Below are 21,380 nucleotides of genomic sequence, written 5' to 3'. Positions count from 1 at the left end.
CCGCATCCTGCCACCGGACGGGGACGTGCCCCCATCCGGCGTCTCCACCGTCCCCGGGCGGGCACAGAGCCCGAAAATTACATGATTGAAGTTCTTGGCCGGCGTGTCGGTGCTTGACTTTCTGCCACTAGAGTCCCCTCGTGCCTCAGCAGTCACAGCCGTCCCACGCGCCCCGGATCACCCGTTCGGCGCGCCCGCTCGCGTCTGTCGTGCTGCTGCTCGGCACCGTCCTGGCCGGCCTGGTCGCAGTGCCCGTGGCGCCAGCCGGTGCTGCGTCGACGTACCTGTGCACCGGCTACAAGGCGTGCCGCGACGCGGGCTACCCCAACGGCGGCTACCAGGCCGTGAGCAAGCAGATGTTCTGGCGGATGTACGCCGGGCACAACTGCACCAACTACGTCGCCTACCGCCTCGTCTCCAGCGGCATGCCGAACGAGCGGCCGTGGTCCGGCAGCGGCAACGCCGAGAACTGGGGCCGCGCAATGTCGTCGATCACCGACGACGTCCCGGCCGTCGGCGCGGTCGCGTGGTGGAAGCAGAACACCGGGGGCGCCGGCTCGGCCGGCCACGTGGCGTACGTCGAGCAGGTCGTTTCCCCGACCGAGATCATCGTGTCCGAGGACAGCTGGGGCGGTGACTTCCACTGGCGCCGCATCACCAAGACCGGCAACAGCTGGCCCAGCGGCTTCATCCACTTCAACGACAAGGCCGTCGTCAACGACGCGCCGCCGGCGGTCGTCGGCACGCCCACCGTCGGGCAGCCGGTCACCGCCGAGCCCGGCGCGTGGCAGCCGACCGCGACCTACCGCTACCAGTGGCTCGCCGGCGGCAAGGCCGTCGCCGGCGCGACGTCGGCCACCTTCACCCCGACGCCGGACCTCAAGGGCAAGCGGCTCGCGGTCAAGGTCACCGCCCAGCGCAAGGGGTACGCCGCCGCGTCGGCGACCTCGCCGACCGCGCCCGCGGTGGCGCCGGGCGTCCTCGCGCAGACCGCCGGGCCGGTGGTCAGCGGCACCGCCGAGGTCGACCAGACGCTGACGCTCTCGCAGCCGGCGTTCACGCCCGCGGCCGAGAAGCTCAAGGTCGAGTGGCTGGCCGACGGGCGGCCGATCGCGGGTGCGACCGGCGAGCGGCTGGTGCTCGGCCAGGAGCAGATCGGGACCGTCGTCTCGGCGCGGGTCACGGCGCGGGCGGCGGGCTACCAGAAGGTCGTCGTCGAGACCGGCCCCACCCCCCGCGTCATCGCGGGCACGATCGAGGTGCGCCGCGACTTCGGCGTCCGCGGTGTCCTGCGGACCGGCCGCACGCTCAAGGCCGTGGCTGGCACGTACACGCCCGCCGACGCGAAGGTCGAGCACACGTGGCTCCGCGACGGCACGCCCATCGGCACCGGCACGTCGTACGACCTCACGCCCGAGGACGTCGGTCACGCGATCACGCTGCGCGTCGACCTCACCGCGCCCCACTTCCGCAGCGCGTCGACCACGGTCCGCCCCGACGGCCGGGTCGCGACGACGTCGGAGGTCGCGCTGCGCACCAACGGCAAGAAGGGCCGCGCGGTGGTCGTCGTCGACGTCACGGCACCGGGTGTCGCCGCGCCCGACGGCACGGCGAAGATCAAGGTCGCCAAGCGGATCGTCGAGGCGACGGTCACCGGCGGACGCGCTCGCGTCGTCGTCCGGAACGTCAAGGCCGGCCGGCTCCCGGTCGTCGTGCTCTACCGCGGCACCGACGTCGTCCGCAGCAGCCGCGCCGAGGGGTTCGTCGTCGTCCGCTGAGCCGTGGCCCGACGCCCGGACCCGGGCTCGCGCCCGGCCGGGATCTGTCAGGATCCCCGGGTGAGCCGACGTGCGACCCAGGTCGTCCCCCTGCGCGAGGCGACCCGCGCGTGGTTCCGGATCTCGCTGCAGACCTTCGGGGGCCCGGCGGGCCAGATCGCGGTCATGCAGCGCGAGCTCGTCGACGAGCGGCGGTGGCTGGGGGAGCGGCGGTTCCTGCACGCGCTGAGCTACTGCATGCTGCTGCCCGGCCCGGAGGCACAACAGCTGGCCGTCTACGCCGGATGGCTCCTCAACGGCTGGCTCGGCGGCCTGGTGGCGGGGGTGCTGTTCGTGCTGCCCGGCCTGGTGGCCCTGCTCGGGCTCTCGTGGCTCTACGTCGCCCAGGGTGACACCGTGGTGGTCACCGGCCTGTTCCTCGGTCTCGCGCCGGCGGTGGTCGCGGTCGTCCTGCAGGCCGTGCTGCGGATCGGCGGGCGGGCCCTGCGCCACCCGGCCCTCGTCGCACTGGCCGTCGCAGCGTTCCTGTGCCTGGCCGTCCTCGACGTGCCGTTCCCCGCCGTCGTGCTGGGCGCCGGCCTGGTCGGCTGGCTCGTGGGCCGCCGCGTCCCGGCGCTGGCCGCTCCGCAAACGAAGGCCGCCTCCGACGCGCCGCCGCCGCTGGTGCCGGACGACGCCCTCCACACCGCCGCGCCCGGGTGGCGGCGCAACGTCGTGGTTCTCGCGCTCGGCGTCGTCCTCTGGGTGACACCCGTCGTGCTCGCCTGGGCGCTCGGGGGCGGACGCAGCGTCTACACCGACCAGGGGGTGTTCTTCGGCGGCATGGCACTGGTGACCTTCGGGGGCGCCTACGCGGTGCTGTCCTACGTCGCGGAGGCGGCCGTGGAGACCTACGGCTGGCTCGGGGCGGGCGAGATGGCCCGTGGGCTCGCGCTCGCCGAGTCGACGCCCGGGCCGCTCATCATGGTCGTGCAGTTCGTGGCCTTCCTGGGCGGTCACCGCGACCCCGGCGGCCTGGACCCCTGGCTCGGGGCGGTCGTCGCCTCGCTGCTGGTCGTGTGGGTGACGTTCGTGCCCAGCTTCTTGTTCATCTACCTCGGCGCGCCGTACGTCGAGCGGTTGCGCGGGAGCGCCGGTCTCACCGCCGCGCTGGCCGGCGTGACGGCCGCGGTCGTCGGCGTCATCGCGAACCTCGCGCTGTTCTTCGCCGTCCACACGCTCTTCTCCGACACGCGACGCGTCGGCCGGGACCACCTCGGCCTCGAGCTGCCCGTGTGGTCGTCGTGGTCGTGGCCGGCGATGGTCGTCGTCGCCGTCGCGCTGGTGCTGGTGCTGCGGCTGCGGTGGTCGGTGCTGCGGACCCTCGGCGTGTGCGCGCTCCTCGGGTTGGCGCTTCACCTGGCGACGGGCTGAGGAACAGCCGCTGGGCGCCCGGTGTTGACTGCGGTCATGACGACCAACGCCGACTTCTGGTTCGACCCCGCCTGCCCGTTCGCGTGGATCACCTCGCGCTGGATCCTCGAGGTGGAGAAGGTCCGCGACATCTCCGTCACCTGGCACCTGATGTCGCTGGCCTACCTCAACCAGGACAAGGACATCCCCGAGGAGTACCGCGAGTTCCTCAAGACCGCGTGGCAGCCCGTGCGGGTCGTGATGGCCGCCGAGCAGGCCCACGGCAAGGAGGCGCTGCTGCCGCTCTACACCGCCCTCGGCACCCGCCGGCACAACCGGGAGCAGGACTTCACCCGCGAGGTCATCGAGTCCGCGCTGGAGGAGGCCGGCCTGCCCACCTCGCTGGCCGACGCCATGGACGACTCGTCCTACGACGAGGCCATCAAGAAGTCCCACCACCTCGGCATGGACCAGGTCGGCGACGAGGTCGGCACGCCGACCATCGCCATCGAGGGCACCGCGTTCTTCGGCCCCGTGCTCTCCTCGATCCCCAAGGGGGAGGAAGCCGGCAAGGTCTGGGACGGCGCGGTCCTGCTCGCCGGCTACCCACACTTCTTCGAGCTCAAGCGCTCGCGGAACGCCGAGCTCGACTTCAGCTAGCCGCGCGGCGCCTCAGGACGACCCGGCCGCGGCGCCGCCGGCGGCGACGGCGGCGGTCATGGCAGCGGTGGAGGCGGCGATGGCGTCCTTGACCGCCTTCGCCGCCCAGTCGCCGTCGGCGAGCGCCTTCGCCCGCTTGCGGACCTCGCCGGCGGACATGCCTTGGTGCTCGACGCTCTTGTGCGCGCGACCGAGCGCGTCGAGCAGGGCGACGAGTGCCCGCGTCCGCTCGTCCGGCTCGGCGCCGGAGACGAGCGCGGCGGTGAGGGCACGGCGTACCGCGTCCTCGTGGGTCGAGTCGACCGCCGGCCAGGTGGTCCGCGGGAACAGGCCGAGGACCTTGTCGCGCCGTGGCTCGACCATCCCGCGCCGCTGGAGGCTCGCGAGCAGGTCGTCCTTGACGTCCTTGCCGAGCCGGTTGACCAGGTCCTGGGCGCTGCGTTCCTTCTCGCTGACCGTCGCCAGCGCCGCCGCGAGCAGCGGGTCCGTCGGCGTCGCCGTGCTCGTGGCCCGCACCTTGGCGGAGTGCCAGAAGCCGCGCTTCTCCTCGACCTCCACGGCGCCGGCGAGGGCCAGCTCGACCAGCAGCGCGCCGCCGAGCGCGGACTGCAGGTAGCTGCTCGCGGCGAGCGTCCCCTTCTCGTCGTCGAGGAGCAGGAGCAGCAGGTCCTCCGCGATGAGCGTCATGCACGTCACGCTAGCGCCGTCCGCGCCCCGCACCGGCGCGGGAGCGAGCGGGCCACGACCCTAGGATCGGCCCATGAGTCGAGTCCTGTCCGCCGTCGCCTGGCCGTACGCCAACGGCCCGCGCCACATCGGCCACGTGGCCGGTTTCGGTGTGCCCTCCGACGTCTTCAGCCGCTACATGCGGATGGCCGGGCACGACGTCCTCATGGTCTCCGGCACCGACGAGCACGGCACCCCGATCCTCATCGCCGCCGACGAGGCCGGGCTGTCGCCCCAGGGGCTCGCCGACCGCAACCACCGGATCATCGCCGAGGACCTCGCGGCGCTGGGCGTGTCGTACGACCTCTACACGCGCACCACCACGCGCAACCACCACGCGGTCGTGCAGGAGCTCTTCCTCGGCGTCCACCAGAACGGCTACTTCGTCGAGCAGACGACGTACGGCGCCATCTCGCCGTCCACCGGGCGCACCCTGCCCGACCGCTACATCGAGGGCACCTGCCCGATCTGCGGGTACGACGGCGCGCGCGGCGACCAGTGCGACAACTGCGGCAACCAGCTCGACCCCGCCGACCTGAAGAACCCCGTCTCGCGGATCAACGGCGAGACCCCGGAGTTCGTCGAGACCCAGCACTTCTTCCTCGACCTGCCGGCGTTGGCCGAGGCGCTGGGGGAGTGGCTCGACGAGCGGGAGGCGACCGGCCTGTGGCGGCCGAACGTCATCCGGTTCAGCCAGAACATCCTCAAGGAGATCCGTCCGCGCGCGATGACGCGCGACATCGACTGGGGGATCGCCGTCCCCCTCGAGGGCTGGCAGGACAACCCGACCAAGAAGCTCTACGTCTGGTTCGACGCCGTCATCGGGTACCTCTCGGCCTCGATCGAGTGGGCGCGCCGCCTCGGCGAGCCGGACCGCTGGCGGGACTGGTGGAACGACCCCGAGGCGCTGTCGTACTACTTCATGGGCAAGGACAACATCACCTTCCACTCCCAGATCTGGCCGGCCGAGCTCCTGGCCTACGCCGGCAAGGGGGCCAAGGGCGGCGAGCCGCGGGAGTACGGCGAGCTCAACCTGCCGACCGAGGTCGTCTCCTCGGAGTTCCTCACCATGGAGGGCAAGAAGTTCTCCTCCTCCAAGCGCGTCGTCATCTACGTGCGCGACCTGCTCAGCCGCTACCAGCCGGACGCGTTCCGCTACTTCGTCGCGGCGGCCGGCCCGGAGAACCAGGACGCCGACTTCACCTGGTCGGAGTTCGTCCGGCGCACCAACGACGAGCTGGTCGCCGGTTGGGGCAACCTGGTCAACCGCACGGCCAACCTGATCGCGAAGAACTTCGGCGAGATCCCGGCCGCTGGCCCGCTCGCGCCGGAGGACGAAGCCGTGCTCGCGGTCGTCGAGGAGGCCTTCGGCACGGTCGGCGACCTCATCGGCCGGCACCGCCAGAAGCAGGCGATCGGCGAGGCGATGCGCGCGGTCGCCGAGGTCAACAAGTACGTCTCGGACTCCGAGCCCTGGAAGCTCAAGGGCGAGGACCAGCGCGAGCGGCTCGCGACGATCCTGCACGTGATGGCCCAGTGCGTGGCCGACCTCAACCTCGTGCTCGCACCGTTCCTGCCGTTCTCGGCGAACCTCGTCGACCAGGCGCTCGGCGGCGCGGGGGACGTGGCGCCGATGCCGCGGCTGGAGGAGGTCGAGGACCTCGACGGCGGTGCGGGCTACCCGATCATCACCGGGGACTACTCCGCGACCCCGCGGTGGGAGCGGCGTCCCGTCGTCGCCGGCACCCCGGTCGCCAAGCCGACGCCGGTGTTCACCAAGCTCGACCCGTCCGTCGTGGACGAGGAGCTCGCCCGCCTCGCGGGCGAGTGAGGGGGTACCGGACCGTCATGACGAGCGAACGCACCGACGAGGACGACCTGCGCACGGCGACGCAGCAGGCGGTCGACGCGACCGCGACGGCGTACACGGAGGACGCCTCGATCGACCTCGAGGACACCCTGCGCCGGGAGATGGCGCAGCGCGGCATGGCGCTGGACGACGACTCGTGGGTGCGCGAGGTCGTCCGTGCGATCCGCTCGGGGCACCACCTGTCGTTCGAGCCCGTCCCGGCGGACGAGGAGCCCACGACGCCCGGCTCCCTCGGCGGGGACAACGGCGGCGCCTGAACCACCTGGACCCCACCGCCCGCCGGCGCGCGGCGCGCGGCGGCTGTGCCCCTAGGCTGCGGGGCATGACGGCGCAGATGTACCTGCCGACGTTCTACGTCAAGCAGAAGCTCGCGATGACCACCAACCGCTACGAGCTGTACGCCGCGAACCCGGACGGTTCGTTCGGACAGCTGTACGGCCTGGCCGAGCAGAAGCGGCTGGCGTTCAAGGAGCAGGTGACGTTCTTCAGCGACGCCAGCAAGAGCCGGGCGGTCTTCGCGTTCAAGGCGCGCCGCAAGCTCGACCTCAACGCCGGCTACGACATCACCGACGAGACCGGCCAGCAGATCGGGTTCTTCCGCAAGGACTTCGGGGCGAGCCTGATGCGCTCGACGTTCCACGTGGAGGGTCCGGGCTACGCCGGCACCGGCCAGGAGCGCAGCCAGGCGGTGGCGCTGGTCCGGCGGTTCACCGACATCCCGTTCCTGCCGATCCACTTCGACTTCGTGGGCAGCGACGGGCAGCCGCTGCTCAGCGTCGAGCGGCAGGCCTCGATGCGCGACAAGTACACCGTGAACGTGCCCGACCAGCGGGTGGACTTCCGCGTCGCCGCGGCGATCGCGGTCGGCCTCGACGCGCTCATGCAGCGCTGAGGAGGACGACGATGCTCTTCCCGGAGTCCCGCCGCGCGCTCGAGCAGCCGTCCGGCCCGCCGGCGTGGTCCGACGAGCACGACCTGGTGGCCGAGCGGGCCCGGGCGCGCGAGGAAGCCCTCGCCGAGCCGCGCGAGGACGTCGCCGAGGTCGTCGACGTCGACGCGGACGGCGTGCCGTGCCGCCTCTACCGCCCCGCGGGCGCCCGCCCCGGCGTGGTCGTGCACCTGCACGGCGGCGGCTTCGTCTTCCACGACGTCGAGGTGCACGACGCCTCGGCCCGCCGGCTCGCGAACCGCACCGGGCTGGCCGTGCTGAGCGTCGACTACCGCCGACCGCCCGAGGACCCGTTCCCCGCCGCGCCCGACGACGTCTCGACCGCGCTCGGCTGGCTGCAGGCGCACGAGCCCGGGCCGTTCGTCGTGCACGGCGACAGCGCCGGCGGCAACCTGGCGCTCGTGGCCGCGCTCCGGCACCCCGGGGCGTTCGCCGCGGCCGTGCTCATCTACCCCTTCCTCGACCCGACGGCCGGCTTCGACTCCTACGCGACCGCGACCGACGGCTTCGACCCGCGCGAGGCCGCCTGGTACTGGGAGCAGTACGCCGCCACGCCGGCCGACCTCGAGCACCCCGACCTGGCGCCGCTCCGCTCGGACCGGCTCGGCACGCTCCCGCCGACCCTGGTGGTCACCGCCGAGCACGACCCGCTCCGCGACGAGGCGGAGCACCTCGCGCTGCGGCTCGCGGAGGAGGGCGTCGAGGTCGTCTCGACCCGCTACCAGGGACAGCTGCACGGCTTCTGGCGCCACCCGTCGGTCTTCCCGGCCGCGGAGCCGATGATGGGCCAGGTGGCCGGCTTCGTCCGCCAGCACGTCCCCTGAGAGGATCGGGGCCATGCGCGTGCACCTCGGTTCCGACCATGCCGGCCTCGAGCTCAAGGACCACCTGGTCGCCTGGTTGCGGGAGCAGGGGCACGAGCCGGTCGACCACGGCCCGTTCGTCCACGACGCGCTCGACGACTACCCGGTCTTCTGCCTGCGCGCGGCCGAGGCGGTCGCGGCGGAGCGCGTGGCGGGGGAGGACTCCCTCGGCGTGGTGATCGGCGGCTCGGGCAACGGCGAGCAGATGGCGGCCAACAAGGTCCAGGGCGTCCGCTGCGCGCTGGTGTGGTCGGAGGAGACCGCCGTGCTGGCCCGCGAGCACAACGACGCCAACGTCGTGTCGGTCGGGGGCCGGATGCACTCCGTCGACGACATGACCCGCTTCGTCGAGGTGTTCCTCGGCACCGACTTCACCGGCGACGAGCGGCACGTGCGCCGGATCGGCCAGCTGGCGTCGTACGAGACCACCCGCGAGCTGCCGCCGCTGCCGGACTCGGCGCGCGGCCACGAGCAGGGCTGACCCAACCGCGATGCCCGAGGGACACACCCTCCACCGGCTCGCGCTGGAGCTGACCGACGCCTTCGCCGGCAGCGTCGTGCGCGTCGGCAGCCCGCAGGGGCGCTTCGCGGAGTCCGCGGCGCTGGTCGACGGCCAGGTGCTCGAGGGCGCCGAGGCGTGGGGCAAGCACCTGTTCGTCGGGTTCGCCGGCGAGCGGTTCGTGCACGTGCACCTGGGGCTCTACGGCAAGCTCGACGTCCGCACGGGCGTCGAGGAGGTGCCCGACCCGGTCGGCCAGGTGCGGATGCGCCTGGTGCGCGCCGACGGCACGGCGTACGCCGATCTCCGCGGCGCGACGACGTGCGAGCTGGTCACCGCCGAGCAGCGCGACCTCGTCGTGGCGCGGTCCGGGCCCGACCCGATCCGCCCGGACGCCGACCCCGACCGCGCCTGGCAGCGGATCCGTCGCAGCCGCGCGCCCATCGGCGGGCTGCTCATGGACCAGACCGTGCTGGCCGGCGTCGGCAACGTCTACCGCGCCGAGCTGCTCTACCGGCACCGGATGCACCCGCTCCGGCCGGGCAGCACGCTGCGGCAGTCGCAGTGGCAGGCGATGTGGGACGACCTGGTGGTGCTGATGGCCGAGGGCGTGCGCACCGGCCGGATCGACACGGTCCGCCCGGAGCACACCCCCGAGGCGATGGGCCGTCCGCCCCGCAAGGACGACCACGGCGGCGAGGTCTACGTCTACCGCCGCCACGGCCAGCCCTGCCTGGTCTGCGGCGCGAAGGTGCGCACCGAGGTGCTCCAGGCACGCAACGTGTTCTGGTGCCCGCGTTGTCAGCCGACGTTCCGCTCCCGCGCCGTACAGTGAACCCGCCCCCACCTGCGCGGACGGCGCTCGGCGCCGTCGCGTCGGCCCCCCGGAACCACACGACTCCCGCGAGGCGACCATGACGGCTGCGCACGACGCCCGGCGCGTGGCCTCCCGTCGCGGGTACGCCTCCGTGCTCCGCCGCCGCTTCCCGCTCGAGACCCGGTGGGCGGTGGGCCTGATCGGGCTCGGGGTCCTCTCGACCGTGCTGGTCGCGCTCTACCCGGACGGCATGCCGCTGTCCGCGCAGATGGTGCCGCTGCTGCTCGGCAGCCTGGTGCTCGGCCCGCGGACGCTGCCGTGGTTCGTCATCGTGGTGATGCTGCTGCTCACCGTCTCGCTGGCTGTGCAGGACACCATCACGGCGCGGACGGTCGGCACGGTCAGCATCCAGTTCGTCATGGGCTTCATCGTGCTGCTCACGTCGTTCCGGCGCTCGCGGCTCGGCGTGGCGAACGTGCTGGGGGAGTCGATGCTCGTCGACCTGCGTGACCGCATCCTCAACCAGGGCGGGGGCCCGGACCTGCCCGACGGCTGGCAGGTCCAGACGGCGCTGCGCTCGGCCGGCGGCACCCCGTTCGCCGGTGACTTCGTCGTCTCCGTGCGGCCCCACGGCACCGACCGGCTCGAGGTCGTGGTCGTGGACGTCTCGGGCAAGGGCGAGCAGGCGGGCACCCGTGCCCTGCTGCTCTCCGGCGCCTTCGGCGGGCTCCTCGGCGCCCTCCCGCCCGAGCAGTTCCTGCCCGCCGCCAACGCCTACCTGCTCCAGCAGGAGTGGGAGGAGGGGTTCGCGACCGCCGTCCACCTCTCCCTCGACCTCGTCACCGGTGCGTACGCCGTCCGCTCGGCCGGCCACCCGCCGGCCGTGGTCCGCGCCGCCGGCAGCGGCCGCTGGTCGGTGCTCGACAGCAGCGGCCCGTTCCTCGGGCTCATCGACGAGGCCGTGTTCACCGCCGCCACCGGGCACCTCCAGGCCGGCGACGCGCTGCTGCTCTACACCGACGGCATGGTCGAGGAGCCCCAGCGCGACATCGACCTCGGCATCGACCGGATGCTCGGCGAGGCCGAGCGCCTGCTCCGCGGCGACTTCCGCGGCGCGGCCGACAAGCTCGTCGCCGCCCTCGGCTCCCGCGACGACGACCGCGCGGTGGTCGTGGTCAACCGGCGCTGAGCGTGTCGGAGCGTGCCCTGAGGCCGTTTGGGAGCGGCCCGCGGCCGTGTGGCACGATGACCCGAGCAGGACTCAGGCGTGCTCGCATGCCCTGATGACGGCGCGCGGATGTAGCTCAATGGTAGAGCCCCAGTCTTCCAAACTGGCTACGCGGGTTCGATTCCCGTCATCCGCTCTCAGGAGCCGGCCGGACCCCCGGTGGGCCTCTTGGCGGGGCGTAGCGTAGTGGCTAGCGCGCCTGCTTTGGGAGCAGGAGACCGCAGGTTCGAGTCCTGTCGCCCCGACGCACCACACACCACCCTCACCGACCGGTGACCGAGAAACGATTGACAGGAGACAACCTGTGAAGAGCGCCGTCGAGACCTTGAGCCCGACCCGGGCCAAGCTGACCGTCGAGGTGCCCTTCGAGGAGCTCAAGCCGAGCCTCGACGCGGCGTACAAGAAGATCGCCCAGCAGATCAACGTGCCCGGCTTCCGCCGCGGCAAGGTGCCCCCGATGGTCATCGACCGCCAGGTCGGGCGCGGCGCCGTCCTCGACGAGGCGATCAACGACGTGCTGCCGAAGCAGTACGTCGCGGCGCTCGAGGAGAACTCGCTGAGCCCGCTGGCGCAGCCGGAGATCGAGGTCACGAAGTTCGAGGACAACGAGGTCCTCGAGTTCACCGCCGAGGTCGACATCCGTCCGCAGATCGACCTCCCCTCCTACGAGGGTCTCGAGGCCTCCGTGGACGACGTCGAGATCTCCGACGAGGACGTCGAGGAGCAGGTCAAGGCCCTGCGCGAGCGCTTCGCGACCCTGTCCGACGTCGAGCGCCCGGCTGCCGAGGACGACTTCGTCGTGCTCGACCTGGTCGCCACCAAGGACGGCGAGGTCGTCGACGGCGCCGAGGTCAGCGGCATGAGCTACCAGGTCGGCCGCGGCGGCATGATCGACGGGCTCGACGAGGCGCTGACCGGCATGGCCGCCGGCGAGGAGAAGACCTTCACCACCCAGCTCGTGGGCGGCGACCTGGTCGGCCAGGAGGTCGAGGTCCGGGTCAAGGTCACCCAGGTCCAGCAGCAGGAGCTGCCGGAGTACGACGACGAGTTCGCCCAGCTCGCCTCCGAGTTCGACACCATCGACGAGCTCACCGCCGACGTGCGCGAGCGGCTCGGCCGGGGCAAGCGCCTCGAGCAGGCCGCCGAGGCCCGCGACGCCGTCCTCGAGGCGCTGCTCGAGAAGGTCGAGGTGCCGCTGCCCGAGGGCATCGTCACCGACGAGCTCAACGCGCGCCGCCAGAACATCGAGCAGCAGCTCGCGTTCGCCGGCATCACGATGGAGAAGTACCTCGAGGACGAGGGCCAGACCCAGGACGAGTTCGAGGCCGACCTCGAGCGCCGGGTCCGCGACGCCGTCGCCGCGCAGTTCCTCCTCGACGAGATCGCGAAGAACGAGGAGCTCGGCGTCGACCAGCAGGAGCTCTCCCAGCACCTCGTGCGGCGTGCCCAGCAGTCGGGGCAGAACCCGCAGGAGTTCGCGAACCACATGTTCGAGCACAACCACATCCCCGACCTCGTGCAGGAGATCCTGCGCGGCAAGGCGCTCGCGACGATCGTCGAGACCGCGGTCGTCAAGGACGCCTCGGGCAACGTGGTCGAGCTGAAGAACCTGCAGCCCGACGGCACGATCATGGAGGTCACCGAGGAGACGGGCGACGCCGCCGCCGAGGAGACCACCGAGGAGGAGTCCTCGAAGGACGACTGACCCCCACGCCTCGCCGATGCCCGCTTGGGTGCACATGTGTGCACCCAGGCGGGTATCGTCGTCCCATGCCCGTTCCGCACGCCCCCGCGGCAGCCGGCCCGACGTACCTCGACGCGCTCTCGCTGCTGGGCCAGGTCGCCGACGAGCTGGTCGTGCGCAGCGTCCGCGACACCCACACCGCCTGGGCCGACCGGGTCCATGCCGTGGCGCGCCCCGCGACCGGAGGCGCCGCGAGCGTGCCCGAGCGGCTGCACCGTGGCATCGCCGGCGCGGTGTACGCCGGGGTGTCGGCCGGCCTGCGCGCCGCCTCGACCGGGCTCGACAGGGCCGCGGCGACCGGGGTGGGTCCTCGTCTGGAGGACGGGCCGCGAGGGCGGTTCGTCAGCTCCGCGGTCAACGGCCTGATCGGGGACCGGCTGCTGCGCGAGCGGCCGCAGATGGCGATCCCGATGGCCGTGCGCAGGGGCGGCCGCGACGTGCCGCTCGACGGGCTGGCGGAGGCGTTCCCGGCCGCCACCGGCAAGGTCGTGGTGCTCCTCCACGGCCTGTGCGAGAACGAGTCGTACTGGAACCGCTGGCGCGAGCGCACCGGCACGACGTACGGCGAGGCGCTGGCGGGCCGCGGGTGGACGCCGGTCTTCCTCCGCGCCAACACCGGGCTCGGCCTGCGCGAGAACGGCGTCGCGCTCGCCGGGCTCATGCAGCGGCTGGTCGACGGCTGGCCGGTCGAGGTCGAGCAGGTCGCGCTCGTCGGGCACTCGCTCGGCGGGCTGGTGGTGCGCGCCGCCGGAGCGGTGGCGACGGAGGCCGAGCGGCCGTGGACCGAGCGGGTCACCGACGTGGTCACCCTGGGCACCCCGCACCTCGGCGCGCCGATCGCGTGGGGCATCGGCCACGGCAGCCGCGGGCTCGGGGTGCTCCCGGAGACCGCCGCGTTCGGCCGGATCCTCGACTGGCGCTCGGTCGGGGTGCACGACCTGGTCGCCGGCCTCGCCCACGACGTGCCGCCGTTGCCGCACGCCCGCTATCGCCTGGTCGCGGCGACGCTGACGAGGTCGCAGCGGCACCCGGTGGGCGACGTGGTCGGCGACCTGCTGGTGCGGCCGCGATCGGCGTACGGCCGGGACCGGCGCGGGCGCACGCTGTTCCCGGGCGGGGAGGTGCTGCACGTGGGCCGCACCGACCACTTCGGCCTGCTCAACCACCCCGAGGTCCACCGCGCCCTGCGACGATGGCTGCCGTGACCGCCCCTCTCGCCGGCTCGACCGGCGCCCCCGACCGTGAGCTGCGCGCCGAGACCGTCGTCGCGGCCCCGCCCGCCGCCGTGTGGGACCTGCTGACCGACCTCGACCGGATGCCGGAGCGCAGCCCGGAGCTGGTGCGGATGGTGCCGCTCAAGCGCGGCGGGCTGCGGGTGGGGCAGTGGTACCTCGGGATCAACCGCCGCGGCCTGGCCGTGTGGCCCACCCGCAACGTGGTCGACGAGCTCGTGCCCGGCAGCACGCTCGCCTGGCTGACGACCTCGAGCGGCGCCCGGTGGGTGTGGGAGCTGTCGCCGGAGGGGCCGGACGGGCGGTCCACGCGCGTGGTCCACCGCCGCCCCGTGCCGCGTCGGCTGACCGCTGTGAGCAAGGTCTTCGCGCCGCTCGCGCTCGGCGGTTCCGCAGCGCACGCCGACGAGCTGGAGCAGGCCATGGTCCAGACGGTCGGGCGGCTCAAGGCGGCTGCGGAGGGCGTGCGGGCCGGGTGAAATCCGCTGTCGGCGAACAGCGGGGGACAACCCGTGGAAGTGTCGGTGCTGCGGGCTAGGGTCGACGACGTGACCCAGAACCCCAGCCTCTCCGGCGCCCCTGAGATGAACGGTGGCGCAGGCCTGAACGTCCTCGACGACCACATCTACCAGCGCCTGCTGCGCGAGCGGATCGTGTTCCTCGGCTCGGAGGTCCGCGACCAGAACGCCAACGCGATCTGTGCCCAGCTGCTGCTGCTCTCGGCGGAGGACCCCGAGGCCGACATCTTCCTGCACATCAACAGCCCGGGTGGTTCCGTGGACGCCGGCATGGCGATCTACGACACGATGAACTACATCCCCAACGACGTCGCGACCGTCGGCATGGGTCTGGCCGCCTCGATGGGCCAGTTCCTGCTGTGCGCCGGCACCAAGGGCAAGCGCTACGCCCTGCCGCACGCGCGGATCATGATGCACCAGCCCTCCTCGGGCATGGGCGGCTCCGCCTCCGACATCAAGATCCAGGCCCAGCAGTCGCTGCACATCAAGCAGGTGCTGCTCGACCTCATCGCCGAGCACACGGGCCAGTCCCGCGAGCAGGTCGAGGCCGACGCCGACCGCGACCGCTGGTTCACCGCCCAGCAGGCGATGGAGTACGGCCTGGTCGACCAGGTCGTGAAGTCTGCCCGCGACGCCGCCGACGAGGGCCGTCCGGCCCACCAGAAGGACTGAACGCATGAACTACTACATCCCGCAGTGGGAAGAGCGCACCTCCTACGGCTTCCGTCGCATCGATCCCTACGCGAAGCTGTTCGAGGACCGCATCATCTACCTCGGCACGCCGATCTCCGACGACGTCGCGAACGCGGTCATCGCCCAGCTCATGTGCCTGGAGTCGATGAACCCCGACCAGGACGTGCAGATCTACATCAACAGCCCCGGTGGCTCGTTCACCGCGCTGACGGCCATCTACGACACGATGAACTTCATCAAGCCCGACGTGCAGACGGTGTGCATCGGCCAGGCCGCCTCGGCCGCGGCGATCCTGCTGGCCGCCGGCACCAAGGGCAAGCGCCTGGCGCTGCCCAACAGCCGCATCCTGATCCACCAGCCCTACACCGAGGGCACCTTCGGCCAGACCTCCGACATCGAGATCCAGGCCAACGAGATCCTGCGGATGCGTGAGCTGCTCGAGCAGATGATCAGCACCCACTCCGGCAAGGACATGGAGCAGGTCAGCCGCGACATCGAGCGCGACAAGATCCTCACCGCCGACCAGGCTCTGGACTACGGCCTGATCGACACGGTCGTCGAGTCCCGCAAGGCGACCCCGGCGTTCGCCACGTCCTGACGCGTCACCCCGTGTCGGCCCCCTCGCGGGGCCGGCACGGGGTACCGTCTCCTGAGTTTCAGCACTGTTGAGGAGGATGACCGGCCGTGGCGCGAATCGGTGACGGAGGTGACCTGCTGAAGTGTTCCTTCTGCGGAAAGAGCCAGAAGCAGGTCAAGAAGCTCATCGCGGGCCCCGGGGTCTACATCTGCGACGAGTGCATCGACCTGTGCAACGAGATCATCGAGGAGGAGCTCAGCGAGGGCGCCGAGGTCAGCCTCGAGGAGCTGCCCAAGCCGCGTGAGATCTTCGAGTTCCTCAACTCCTACGTGATCGGCCAGGAGCAGGCCAAGAAGTCTCTCGCGGTGGCGGTCTACAACCACTACAAGCGGGTGCAGGCCGGCCTCCAGCCCGTCGCAGGCAAGCACAGCAAGGAGGAGGTCGTCGAGGTCGCGAAGTCCAACATCCTCGTGATCGGACCGACCGGCTGCGGCAAGACCTACCTCGCCCAGACCCTCGCGCGGATGCTCAACGTCCCCTTCGCCATCGCCGACGCCACGGCGCTGACCGAGGCCGGCTACGTCGGCGAGGACGTCGAGAACATCCTGCTCAAGCTCATCCAGGCCGCCGACTACGACGTCAAGAAGGCCGAGACCGGCATCATCTACATCGACGAGATCGACAAGGTGGCCCGCAAGGCGGAGAACCCCTCGATCACCCGCGACGTCTCCGGCGAGGGCGTGCAGCAGGCCCTGCTGAAGATCATCGAGGGCACCACCGCCTCGGTGCCGCCCCAGGGCGGGCGCAAGCACCCGCACCAGGAGTTCATCCAGATCGACACCACCAACATCCTCTTCGTGGTGGGTGGTGCCTTCGCCGGGCTCGAGCACATCATCGAGCAGCGGGTCGGCAAGAAGACGCTCGGCTTCACCGCGGACGTCCGCGGCCAGACCGAGCGCGAGGCCGACGACCTGCTCCAGCACGTCCGGCCCGAGGACCTCACCAAGTTCGGCCTGATCCCCGAGTTCATCGGCCGCCTGCCGCTGATCGCGAGCGTCAACAAGCTCGACCAGGAGGCGCTGGTCCAGATCCTCACCGAGCCGCGCAACGCGCTGGTCAAGCAGTACCAGAAGCTCTTCGAGCTCGACGGCGTCGAGCTGGAGTTCACCCCCGACGCCATCGCCGCGATCGCCGACAAGGCGCTCGAGCGGGGCACCGGTGCCCGCGGCCTGCGCGCGATCATCGAGGAGGTCCTCCTCCACGTGATGTACGACGTGCCGTCGCGCGGGGACGTCGCCAAGGTGGTCCTCACCGGCGAGGTCGTCATGGGCGAGGCCGCTCCGACGCTCGTCCCCCGCGAGATCGAGACGAAGAAGAAGAAGTCGGCCTGAGCCCGGGCCGACCCGCGGGCGCCCCCACCACGGAACAGGCACCACGGACGGCACCCGGAACGAGGCCGCTCCGCTACCGGCTGGTCATGGCCCGTTCAGGCCATGGACGCATCGGTGATGTCGCGCCCACACTCGGGGTGGGGGAGACTCGTGTCCGTCGGCGGACCAAGCGCCGGGAGGAGGAACCGCCCGTGAGCGACCAGCACCGAGCGCCCCTGGCCGCGTTCGCCCTCGTGACGATGATCGCCGGCGGCGTCGTCGTGCAGTCCTTGGCCGGCGACGACCCGCGACCCGACGTCGACGAGACGGTGGCCGTCACGACCGTCGCACCGACCAGCCGGCCGAGCACGAACGGGTCCGCCGCGCCGACCCCGACCGGCGTCCCCACCTCGGTCCGCACGTCGGCCCCCACGATGCCGGGCTCCTCGACCGCGGCCGCCCCCGCCGACCGGCCCGGCGACGTACGCCCCGTGCTGCCGGTGGAGGTCTTCGGCGCCATCCCCGGGCTCGCGGCGTTCCTCACCGGAGACAGCGCACCCAGCCCGTCCTTCCAGCCGGAGCAGCCGTCGCCCGGCATCGACCTCGGCAGCACCAGCGGGCCCTCGCCGTCGCCCGGCCCGACCACGCCGCCGAGCGAGCAGCCCGCCCCGTCGGGTGAGCCGTCGCCCGGTGCGTCGCCGTCCGGCTCGACCAGCCCCACCGCGACCTCGGGCGCCGAGCGTCCGGTCGAGCCCAGCTCGACCCCGACCTCGACCGCGCCGACTCCCTGAGCCGGCCGGCCGCAGGGGGCCAGCGGCCGACGCGCCGACGTCAGTCCTGGGCGACCGGGGCCAGCTCGGCGGCGACGGACAGCTCGGTGGCGGAGCCGTCGACGGTGAAGACCAGGTCGCCGGTCACCTTGCCGCTGCGGCGCAGGTCGTCGGCGGCGAGCTCGGCTGCGCGGACGAGCGTCTCGGGACCGCTCACCTCGACCCGGGACAGCTCGGCTCGCATGGAGACCTTCGCCTGCGACTTGGCGCCGCGGATGCCCGCCAGGGCGGCGGCGACGGCGTCGACCGTCGCCGCGTCAGCGGCGGCGGGGGAGCCGAGCTCGAGGACGCCGGGCCAGGAGGCGTGGTGGACCGAGCCTTCCTGCCACCACGACCAGACCTCCTCGGTCACGTAGGGCAGGAAGGGGGCGAGCAGGCGCAGCTGCTTGTGCAGGGCGATGGCCAGCGTCGCCTTCGCCGAGGCGGTCGCGGTGCCGCCGTCCTCGGCGTACGCCCGCTCCTTGACCAGCTCGAGGTAGTCGTCGCAGAACTCCCAGAAGAACTTCTCGATCGTCTCGAGCGCCGTCGTGTAGTCGTAGGCCTCGAACGCCTCCGTGGCCTTCGTGATGACCTCGGCGAGGCGGCCCAGGAGCGCGCAGTCGATCGGCTCGGAGACCTCGAACGGGTTGAGCGCGGAGGCACCCACGCCGCCGAGGACGAACTTCGAGGCGTTGAGGACCTTCATCGCCAGCCGGCGACCGACCTTCATCTGGCTCTCGTCGAAGGGCGAGTCCAGCCCGGGGCGGGACATCGCAGCGCGCCAGCGGACGGCGTCGGCGCCGAACTTGTCGAGGATCTCGGTCGGGACGACCACGTTGCCCTTGGACTTCGACATCTTCTTGCGGTCGGGGTCGACCACGAAGCCGGAGATCAGAGCGTGGCTCCAGGGGGTGACGCCCTGCTCGAAGTGGGCGCGGACCACGCGGGAGAACAGCCAGGTGCGGATGATGTCGTGCGCCTGGGTGGCGAGGTCCATCGGGAAGACCCTCTCGAAGAGGTCCGGGTCCTCCTCCCAGCCGCCGGCGATCTGGGGCGTCAGCGAGGAGGTCGCCCAGGTGTCCATGACGTCGGGGTCGCCGATGAAGCCGCCGGCCCTGCCGCGCTGGTCCTCGGCGTAGCCGCGCGGGGCGTCGGTCGAGGGGTCGATCGGGAGCTCCGCCTCTGACGGGAGGAGCGGGTGGTCGTAGTCGGGCTCGCCCTGGTCGTCGAGCGGGTACCAGACCGGGAACGGGATGCCGAAGAAGCGCTGGCGCGAGATCAGCCAGTCGCCGTTGAGGCCGCCGACCCAGTTGTCGTACCGGTGCTTCATGTGGGTCGGGACCCAGGTGATGTCGGAGCCGCGCGCGACGAGCTCGTCGCGCAGGTCGGTGTCGCGGCCGCCGTTGCGGATGTACCACTGGCGGGTCGCGACGATCTCGAGCGGCTTGTCGCCCTTCTCGAAGAAGTTCGTCATCCGCTGCGTCGGCTTGGGGTCGCCGTCGAGGTCGCCGGTCTCGCGCAGCATGGTGACCATCTCCTCGCGTGCGGAGAAGGTGGTCTTGCCGGCGAGGCGCTCGTACGCCGCCGTGGCGGGCGCGGCCGCGAGCCACTCGGGGGTCTCGCGGAGCAGGCGGCCGTCGCGGCCGATGACGGTGCGGACCGGCAGCTGCAGCTCGCGCCACCACTGCACGTCGGTCAGGTCCCCGAAGGTGCAGCACATGGCGATGCCGGCGCCCTTGTCCATCTCGGCCGCGGGGTGCGCCACGACGGGGATCTCGACGCCGAAGACCGGCGAGGTGACCGTGGAGCCGAAGAGCGGCTGGTAGCGCTCGTCGTCGGGGTGCGCGATCAGGGCGACGACGGCCGGGACGAGTTCGGGGCGGGTGGTCTCGATCCACACCGTCTCCTGGCCAGGCTCGCCGTCAGTGCGGTGGAAGGCCACGCGGTGGTAGGCGCCGGCGTACTCCCGCGCCTCGAGCTCGGCCTGGGCGACCGCGGTCTGGAAGGTGACGTCCCAGAGGGTCGGCGCCTCCTGGAGGTAGGCCTCGCCGCGGGCGAAGTTGCGCAGGAACGCGCGCTGGCTGGCGGTCTGCGCCTTCGGGCCGATCGTCGTGTAGTGCTGCTCCCAGTCGACCGAGAGGCCGAGGGTGCGCCACAGCGACTCGAAGACCTGCTCGTCCTCCTGGACCAGCTGCTCGCAGAGCTCGACGAAGTTGGGCCGGCTGATCGGCACCTGCTTCTTCGGGTCGGGCTTGGCCGGCGGCGTGAAATCGGCGTCGTAGGGGAGCGAGGGGTCGCAGCGGACGCCGAAGTAGTTCTGCACCCGGCGCTCGGTCGGCAGGCCGTTGTCGTCCCAGCCCATCGGGTAGAAGACCGACTTGCCGCGCATCCGTTGGAAGCGGGCGACGACGTCGGTGTGGGTGTAGGAGAAGACGTGGCCGACGTGGAGGCTGCCGCTGACGGTCGGCGGCGGGGTGTCGATGGAGAAGACGTTCTCGCGCGGCTGGGTGCGGTCGAACGCGTAGGTGCGATCGGCCTTCCAGCGCTCGGCCCACTTCTGCTCCAGCCCCTCCAGCGCGGGCTTCTCCGGTACGGCGAGCGCGGGCGGGGCGCTCGGCGTGTCGGGGGCCTGCTGCTGCGGGGTCTCGGTCATGGGCGAAGCCTAGTTCGGCCGCTCCGACCTGCGGAAACCGGTTGCCACTCCGGCGACCGTGGCACATACCCTCCGCGGCATGCCCGACTCGCCCGGCACGGCGTACGCCGTCACGCTCACCACCGACCCGGCGGCGTTCCTGCGCGAGGCCAGCGACCTCCTCGCGGCCGACCCGGTCGTCACCTCGGTGGTCGCGACGGTGACCCAGCAGGCGGTCGCCGCCGACGCGGCCGGTGACCCGGCGCCCCACCACCCGCGGTGGTGGGCGGTCGTGCGCGACGGCGCCGGGACGGTGGTCGGCGCGGCGATGCGGACCGCGCCGTTCGAGCCGCACCCGGCGTACGTCCTGCCGATGCCGGAGGAGGCGGCCCGCGCACTGGCGCGCGCGGTCCACGAGCGCGGCGAGCGCCTCGACGGGGTCAACGGTGCGCTGCCGGCCGCCCGGGTGGTCGCCGACGAGGCGGCCGCGCTTGCCGGGGCCGAGGCCGTCGTCGACGAGCACCTGGTCCTGTGGGAGCTGCCAGGCCTGGCCGCGCTGGTCGACCACGACGCCCCGGGCCGGCTGCGCGCCGCGGAGCCCGACGACGTGCCGTTGTGCGTGCGGTGGTGGGACGCCTTCGCCGTCGACTCCGCCGAGCAGGGCGGCCGCGAGGGTGCGCACCCGATGGACCGTGCGACCGAGGAGGGGATGGCGCAGCGGGTGGCGGCCGGGCTGGTGCGGCTGTGGGAGTCGCCCGGGGGCGAGGTCGTGCACCTGACGGCGCACACGGGGTCGGCGTACGGCGTGGTCCGGGTCGGCCCCGTCTACACCCCGCGCCAGCACCGCGGCCACGGCTACGCGAGTGCCGCCGTCGCGCAGGTCACCCGTCGCGTCCTCGAGGCGGGGGACCGGGCGTGCCTGTTCACCGACCGGGCGAACCCGACCTCGAACAAGATCTACGCCGCGATCGGCTACCGACCCGTCGCGGAGACCGCCAACCTCGTGCTGCGGTGACCGTCCGG

At 72.3% G+C, this 21,380-nt stretch carries 20 protein-coding genes and 2 tRNA genes; 20 read left to right on the top strand and 2 right to left on the bottom strand.

The features are described 5' to 3' along the window. Positions 1-140: 140 nt before the first annotated feature. Genes G6553_RS04275 through G6553_RS04265 form a run of 3 tightly spaced genes read left to right on the top strand, consistent with a single transcriptional unit; the run spans position 141 to position 3,830 of the window. Complete coding sequence (locus G6553_RS04275) at positions 141-1,778, top strand: CHAP domain-containing protein (protein WP_166189465.1); 1,638 nt, start codon at positions 141-143, stop codon at positions 1,776-1,778. Positions 1,779-1,838: 60 nt separating this feature from the next. Next, positions 1,839-3,191 carry a chromate efflux transporter gene (gene chrA, locus G6553_RS04270; protein WP_347565477.1) on the top strand — a complete coding sequence of 451 codons (1,353 nt, stop codon included), beginning with the start codon at positions 1,839-1,841 and terminating at the stop codon, positions 3,189-3,191. A gap of 36 nt (positions 3,192-3,227) precedes the next feature. Further along, the gene (locus G6553_RS04265; RefSeq protein WP_166189463.1) at positions 3,228-3,830 is read left to right on the top strand and encodes a DsbA family protein; all 603 of its coding nucleotides are present in this window, start codon (positions 3,228-3,230) and stop codon (positions 3,828-3,830) included. Between the two features lie 12 nt (positions 3,831-3,842). Here the strand turns inward: G6553_RS04265 and G6553_RS04260 are convergent, their stop codons facing one another. After that, complete coding sequence (locus tag G6553_RS04260) at positions 3,843-4,517, bottom strand: GPP34 family phosphoprotein (protein ID WP_166189461.1); 675 nt, start codon at positions 4,515-4,517, stop codon at positions 3,843-3,845. Positions 4,518-4,590: 73 nt separating this feature from the next. On the opposite strand from G6553_RS04260, the gene metG reads away from it, so the two are divergent. The 16 genes from metG to G6553_RS04180 all read left to right on the top strand — a co-directional run bounded on the left by metG (position 4,591) and on the right by G6553_RS04180 (position 17,707). Beyond that, positions 4,591-6,387, top strand: coding sequence for a methionine--tRNA ligase (gene metG / locus G6553_RS04255; RefSeq protein ID WP_166189459.1), 1,797 nt, complete (start codon positions 4,591-4,593; stop codon positions 6,385-6,387). A gap of 17 nt (positions 6,388-6,404) precedes the next feature. Further along, positions 6,405-6,683: a hypothetical protein gene (locus G6553_RS04250; RefSeq protein ID WP_166189458.1), complete on the top strand. Its 279-nt coding sequence runs from the start codon at positions 6,405-6,407 to the stop codon at positions 6,681-6,683. A 65-nt stretch (positions 6,684-6,748) separates the two neighbouring features. Further along, on the top strand, positions 6,749-7,318 hold the full coding sequence (locus G6553_RS04245) for a hypothetical protein (protein WP_166189456.1): 570 nt from the start codon (positions 6,749-6,751) through the stop codon (positions 7,316-7,318). Positions 7,319-7,329: 11 nt separating this feature from the next. Then, complete coding sequence (locus G6553_RS04240; protein ID WP_166189455.1) at positions 7,330-8,199, top strand: alpha/beta hydrolase; 870 nt, start codon at positions 7,330-7,332, stop codon at positions 8,197-8,199. Positions 8,200-8,212: 13 nt separating this feature from the next. After that, complete coding sequence (locus G6553_RS04235) at positions 8,213-8,719, top strand: ribose-5-phosphate isomerase (RefSeq protein WP_166189453.1); 507 nt, start codon at positions 8,213-8,215, stop codon at positions 8,717-8,719. Positions 8,720-8,729: 10 nt separating this feature from the next. Next, positions 8,730-9,572, top strand: a complete 843-nt coding sequence (locus tag G6553_RS04230; protein WP_166189451.1) for an Fpg/Nei family DNA glycosylase — start codon at positions 8,730-8,732, stop codon at positions 9,570-9,572. Between the two features lie 79 nt (positions 9,573-9,651). After that, complete coding sequence (locus tag G6553_RS04225) at positions 9,652-10,743, top strand: PP2C family protein-serine/threonine phosphatase (protein WP_166189450.1); 1,092 nt, start codon at positions 9,652-9,654, stop codon at positions 10,741-10,743. A gap of 104 nt (positions 10,744-10,847) precedes the next feature. Beyond that, positions 10,848-10,918 (top strand) — tRNA-Gly (locus G6553_RS04220). A gap of 36 nt (positions 10,919-10,954) precedes the next feature. Next, positions 10,955-11,027: transfer RNA gene (locus G6553_RS04215), tRNA-Pro, on the top strand. A gap of 59 nt (positions 11,028-11,086) precedes the next feature. Then, a complete protein-coding gene (tig, locus tag G6553_RS04210) occupies positions 11,087-12,487 on the top strand; it encodes a trigger factor (RefSeq protein WP_166189448.1) in 1,401 nt (466 codons plus the stop codon). Between the two features lie 65 nt (positions 12,488-12,552). Continuing rightward, a complete protein-coding gene (locus G6553_RS04205) occupies positions 12,553-13,731 on the top strand; it encodes an alpha/beta hydrolase (protein ID WP_166189446.1) in 1,179 nt (392 codons plus the stop codon). Beyond that, entirely contained in the window at positions 13,728-14,237 is a 510-nt protein-coding gene (locus G6553_RS04200; protein ID WP_166189444.1) for an SRPBCC family protein, read from the top strand. Before G6553_RS04205 ends, G6553_RS04200 begins: the two co-directional genes overlap by 4 nt. A 105-nt stretch (positions 14,238-14,342) precedes the next feature. Then, positions 14,343-14,948 carry an ATP-dependent Clp protease proteolytic subunit gene (locus G6553_RS04195; protein ID WP_154616936.1) on the top strand — a complete coding sequence of 202 codons (606 nt, stop codon included), beginning with the start codon at positions 14,343-14,345 and terminating at the stop codon, positions 14,946-14,948. A gap of 4 nt (positions 14,949-14,952) precedes the next feature. Further along, positions 14,953-15,567 (top strand): ATP-dependent Clp protease proteolytic subunit, encoded by a 615-nt coding sequence (locus tag G6553_RS04190; RefSeq protein WP_166189442.1) that lies wholly within the window; start codon positions 14,953-14,955, stop codon positions 15,565-15,567. Between the two features lie 86 nt (positions 15,568-15,653). Further along, positions 15,654-16,937: an ATP-dependent Clp protease ATP-binding subunit ClpX gene (gene clpX, locus G6553_RS04185; protein ID WP_166189440.1), complete on the top strand. Its 1,284-nt coding sequence runs from the start codon at positions 15,654-15,656 to the stop codon at positions 16,935-16,937. A gap of 191 nt (positions 16,938-17,128) precedes the next feature. Further along, complete coding sequence (locus G6553_RS04180) at positions 17,129-17,707, top strand: hypothetical protein (protein WP_166189438.1); 579 nt, start codon at positions 17,129-17,131, stop codon at positions 17,705-17,707. A 40-nt stretch (positions 17,708-17,747) separates the two neighbouring features. On the opposite strand, the gene valS is transcribed toward G6553_RS04180, so the two are convergent. Beyond that, positions 17,748-20,378 (bottom strand): valine--tRNA ligase, encoded by a 2,631-nt coding sequence (gene valS, locus G6553_RS04175; protein ID WP_166189437.1) that lies wholly within the window; start codon positions 20,376-20,378, stop codon positions 17,748-17,750. 79 nt (positions 20,379-20,457) lie between these two features. On the opposite strand from valS, the gene G6553_RS04170 reads away from it, so the two are divergent. Continuing rightward, a complete protein-coding gene (locus tag G6553_RS04170) occupies positions 20,458-21,372 on the top strand; it encodes a GNAT family N-acetyltransferase (RefSeq protein ID WP_166189435.1) in 915 nt (304 codons plus the stop codon). Positions 21,373-21,380 lie beyond the last annotated feature (8 nt).

Origin of the sequence: Nocardioides sp. IC4_145 (genome assembly GCF_011250565.1) — a bacterium.
Classification (GTDB): domain Bacteria; phylum Actinomycetota; class Actinomycetes; order Propionibacteriales; family Nocardioidaceae; genus Nocardioides.
Note: the sequence above shows the minus strand (reverse complement) of the source record. Positions and strands in the feature narration are given on the sequence as shown.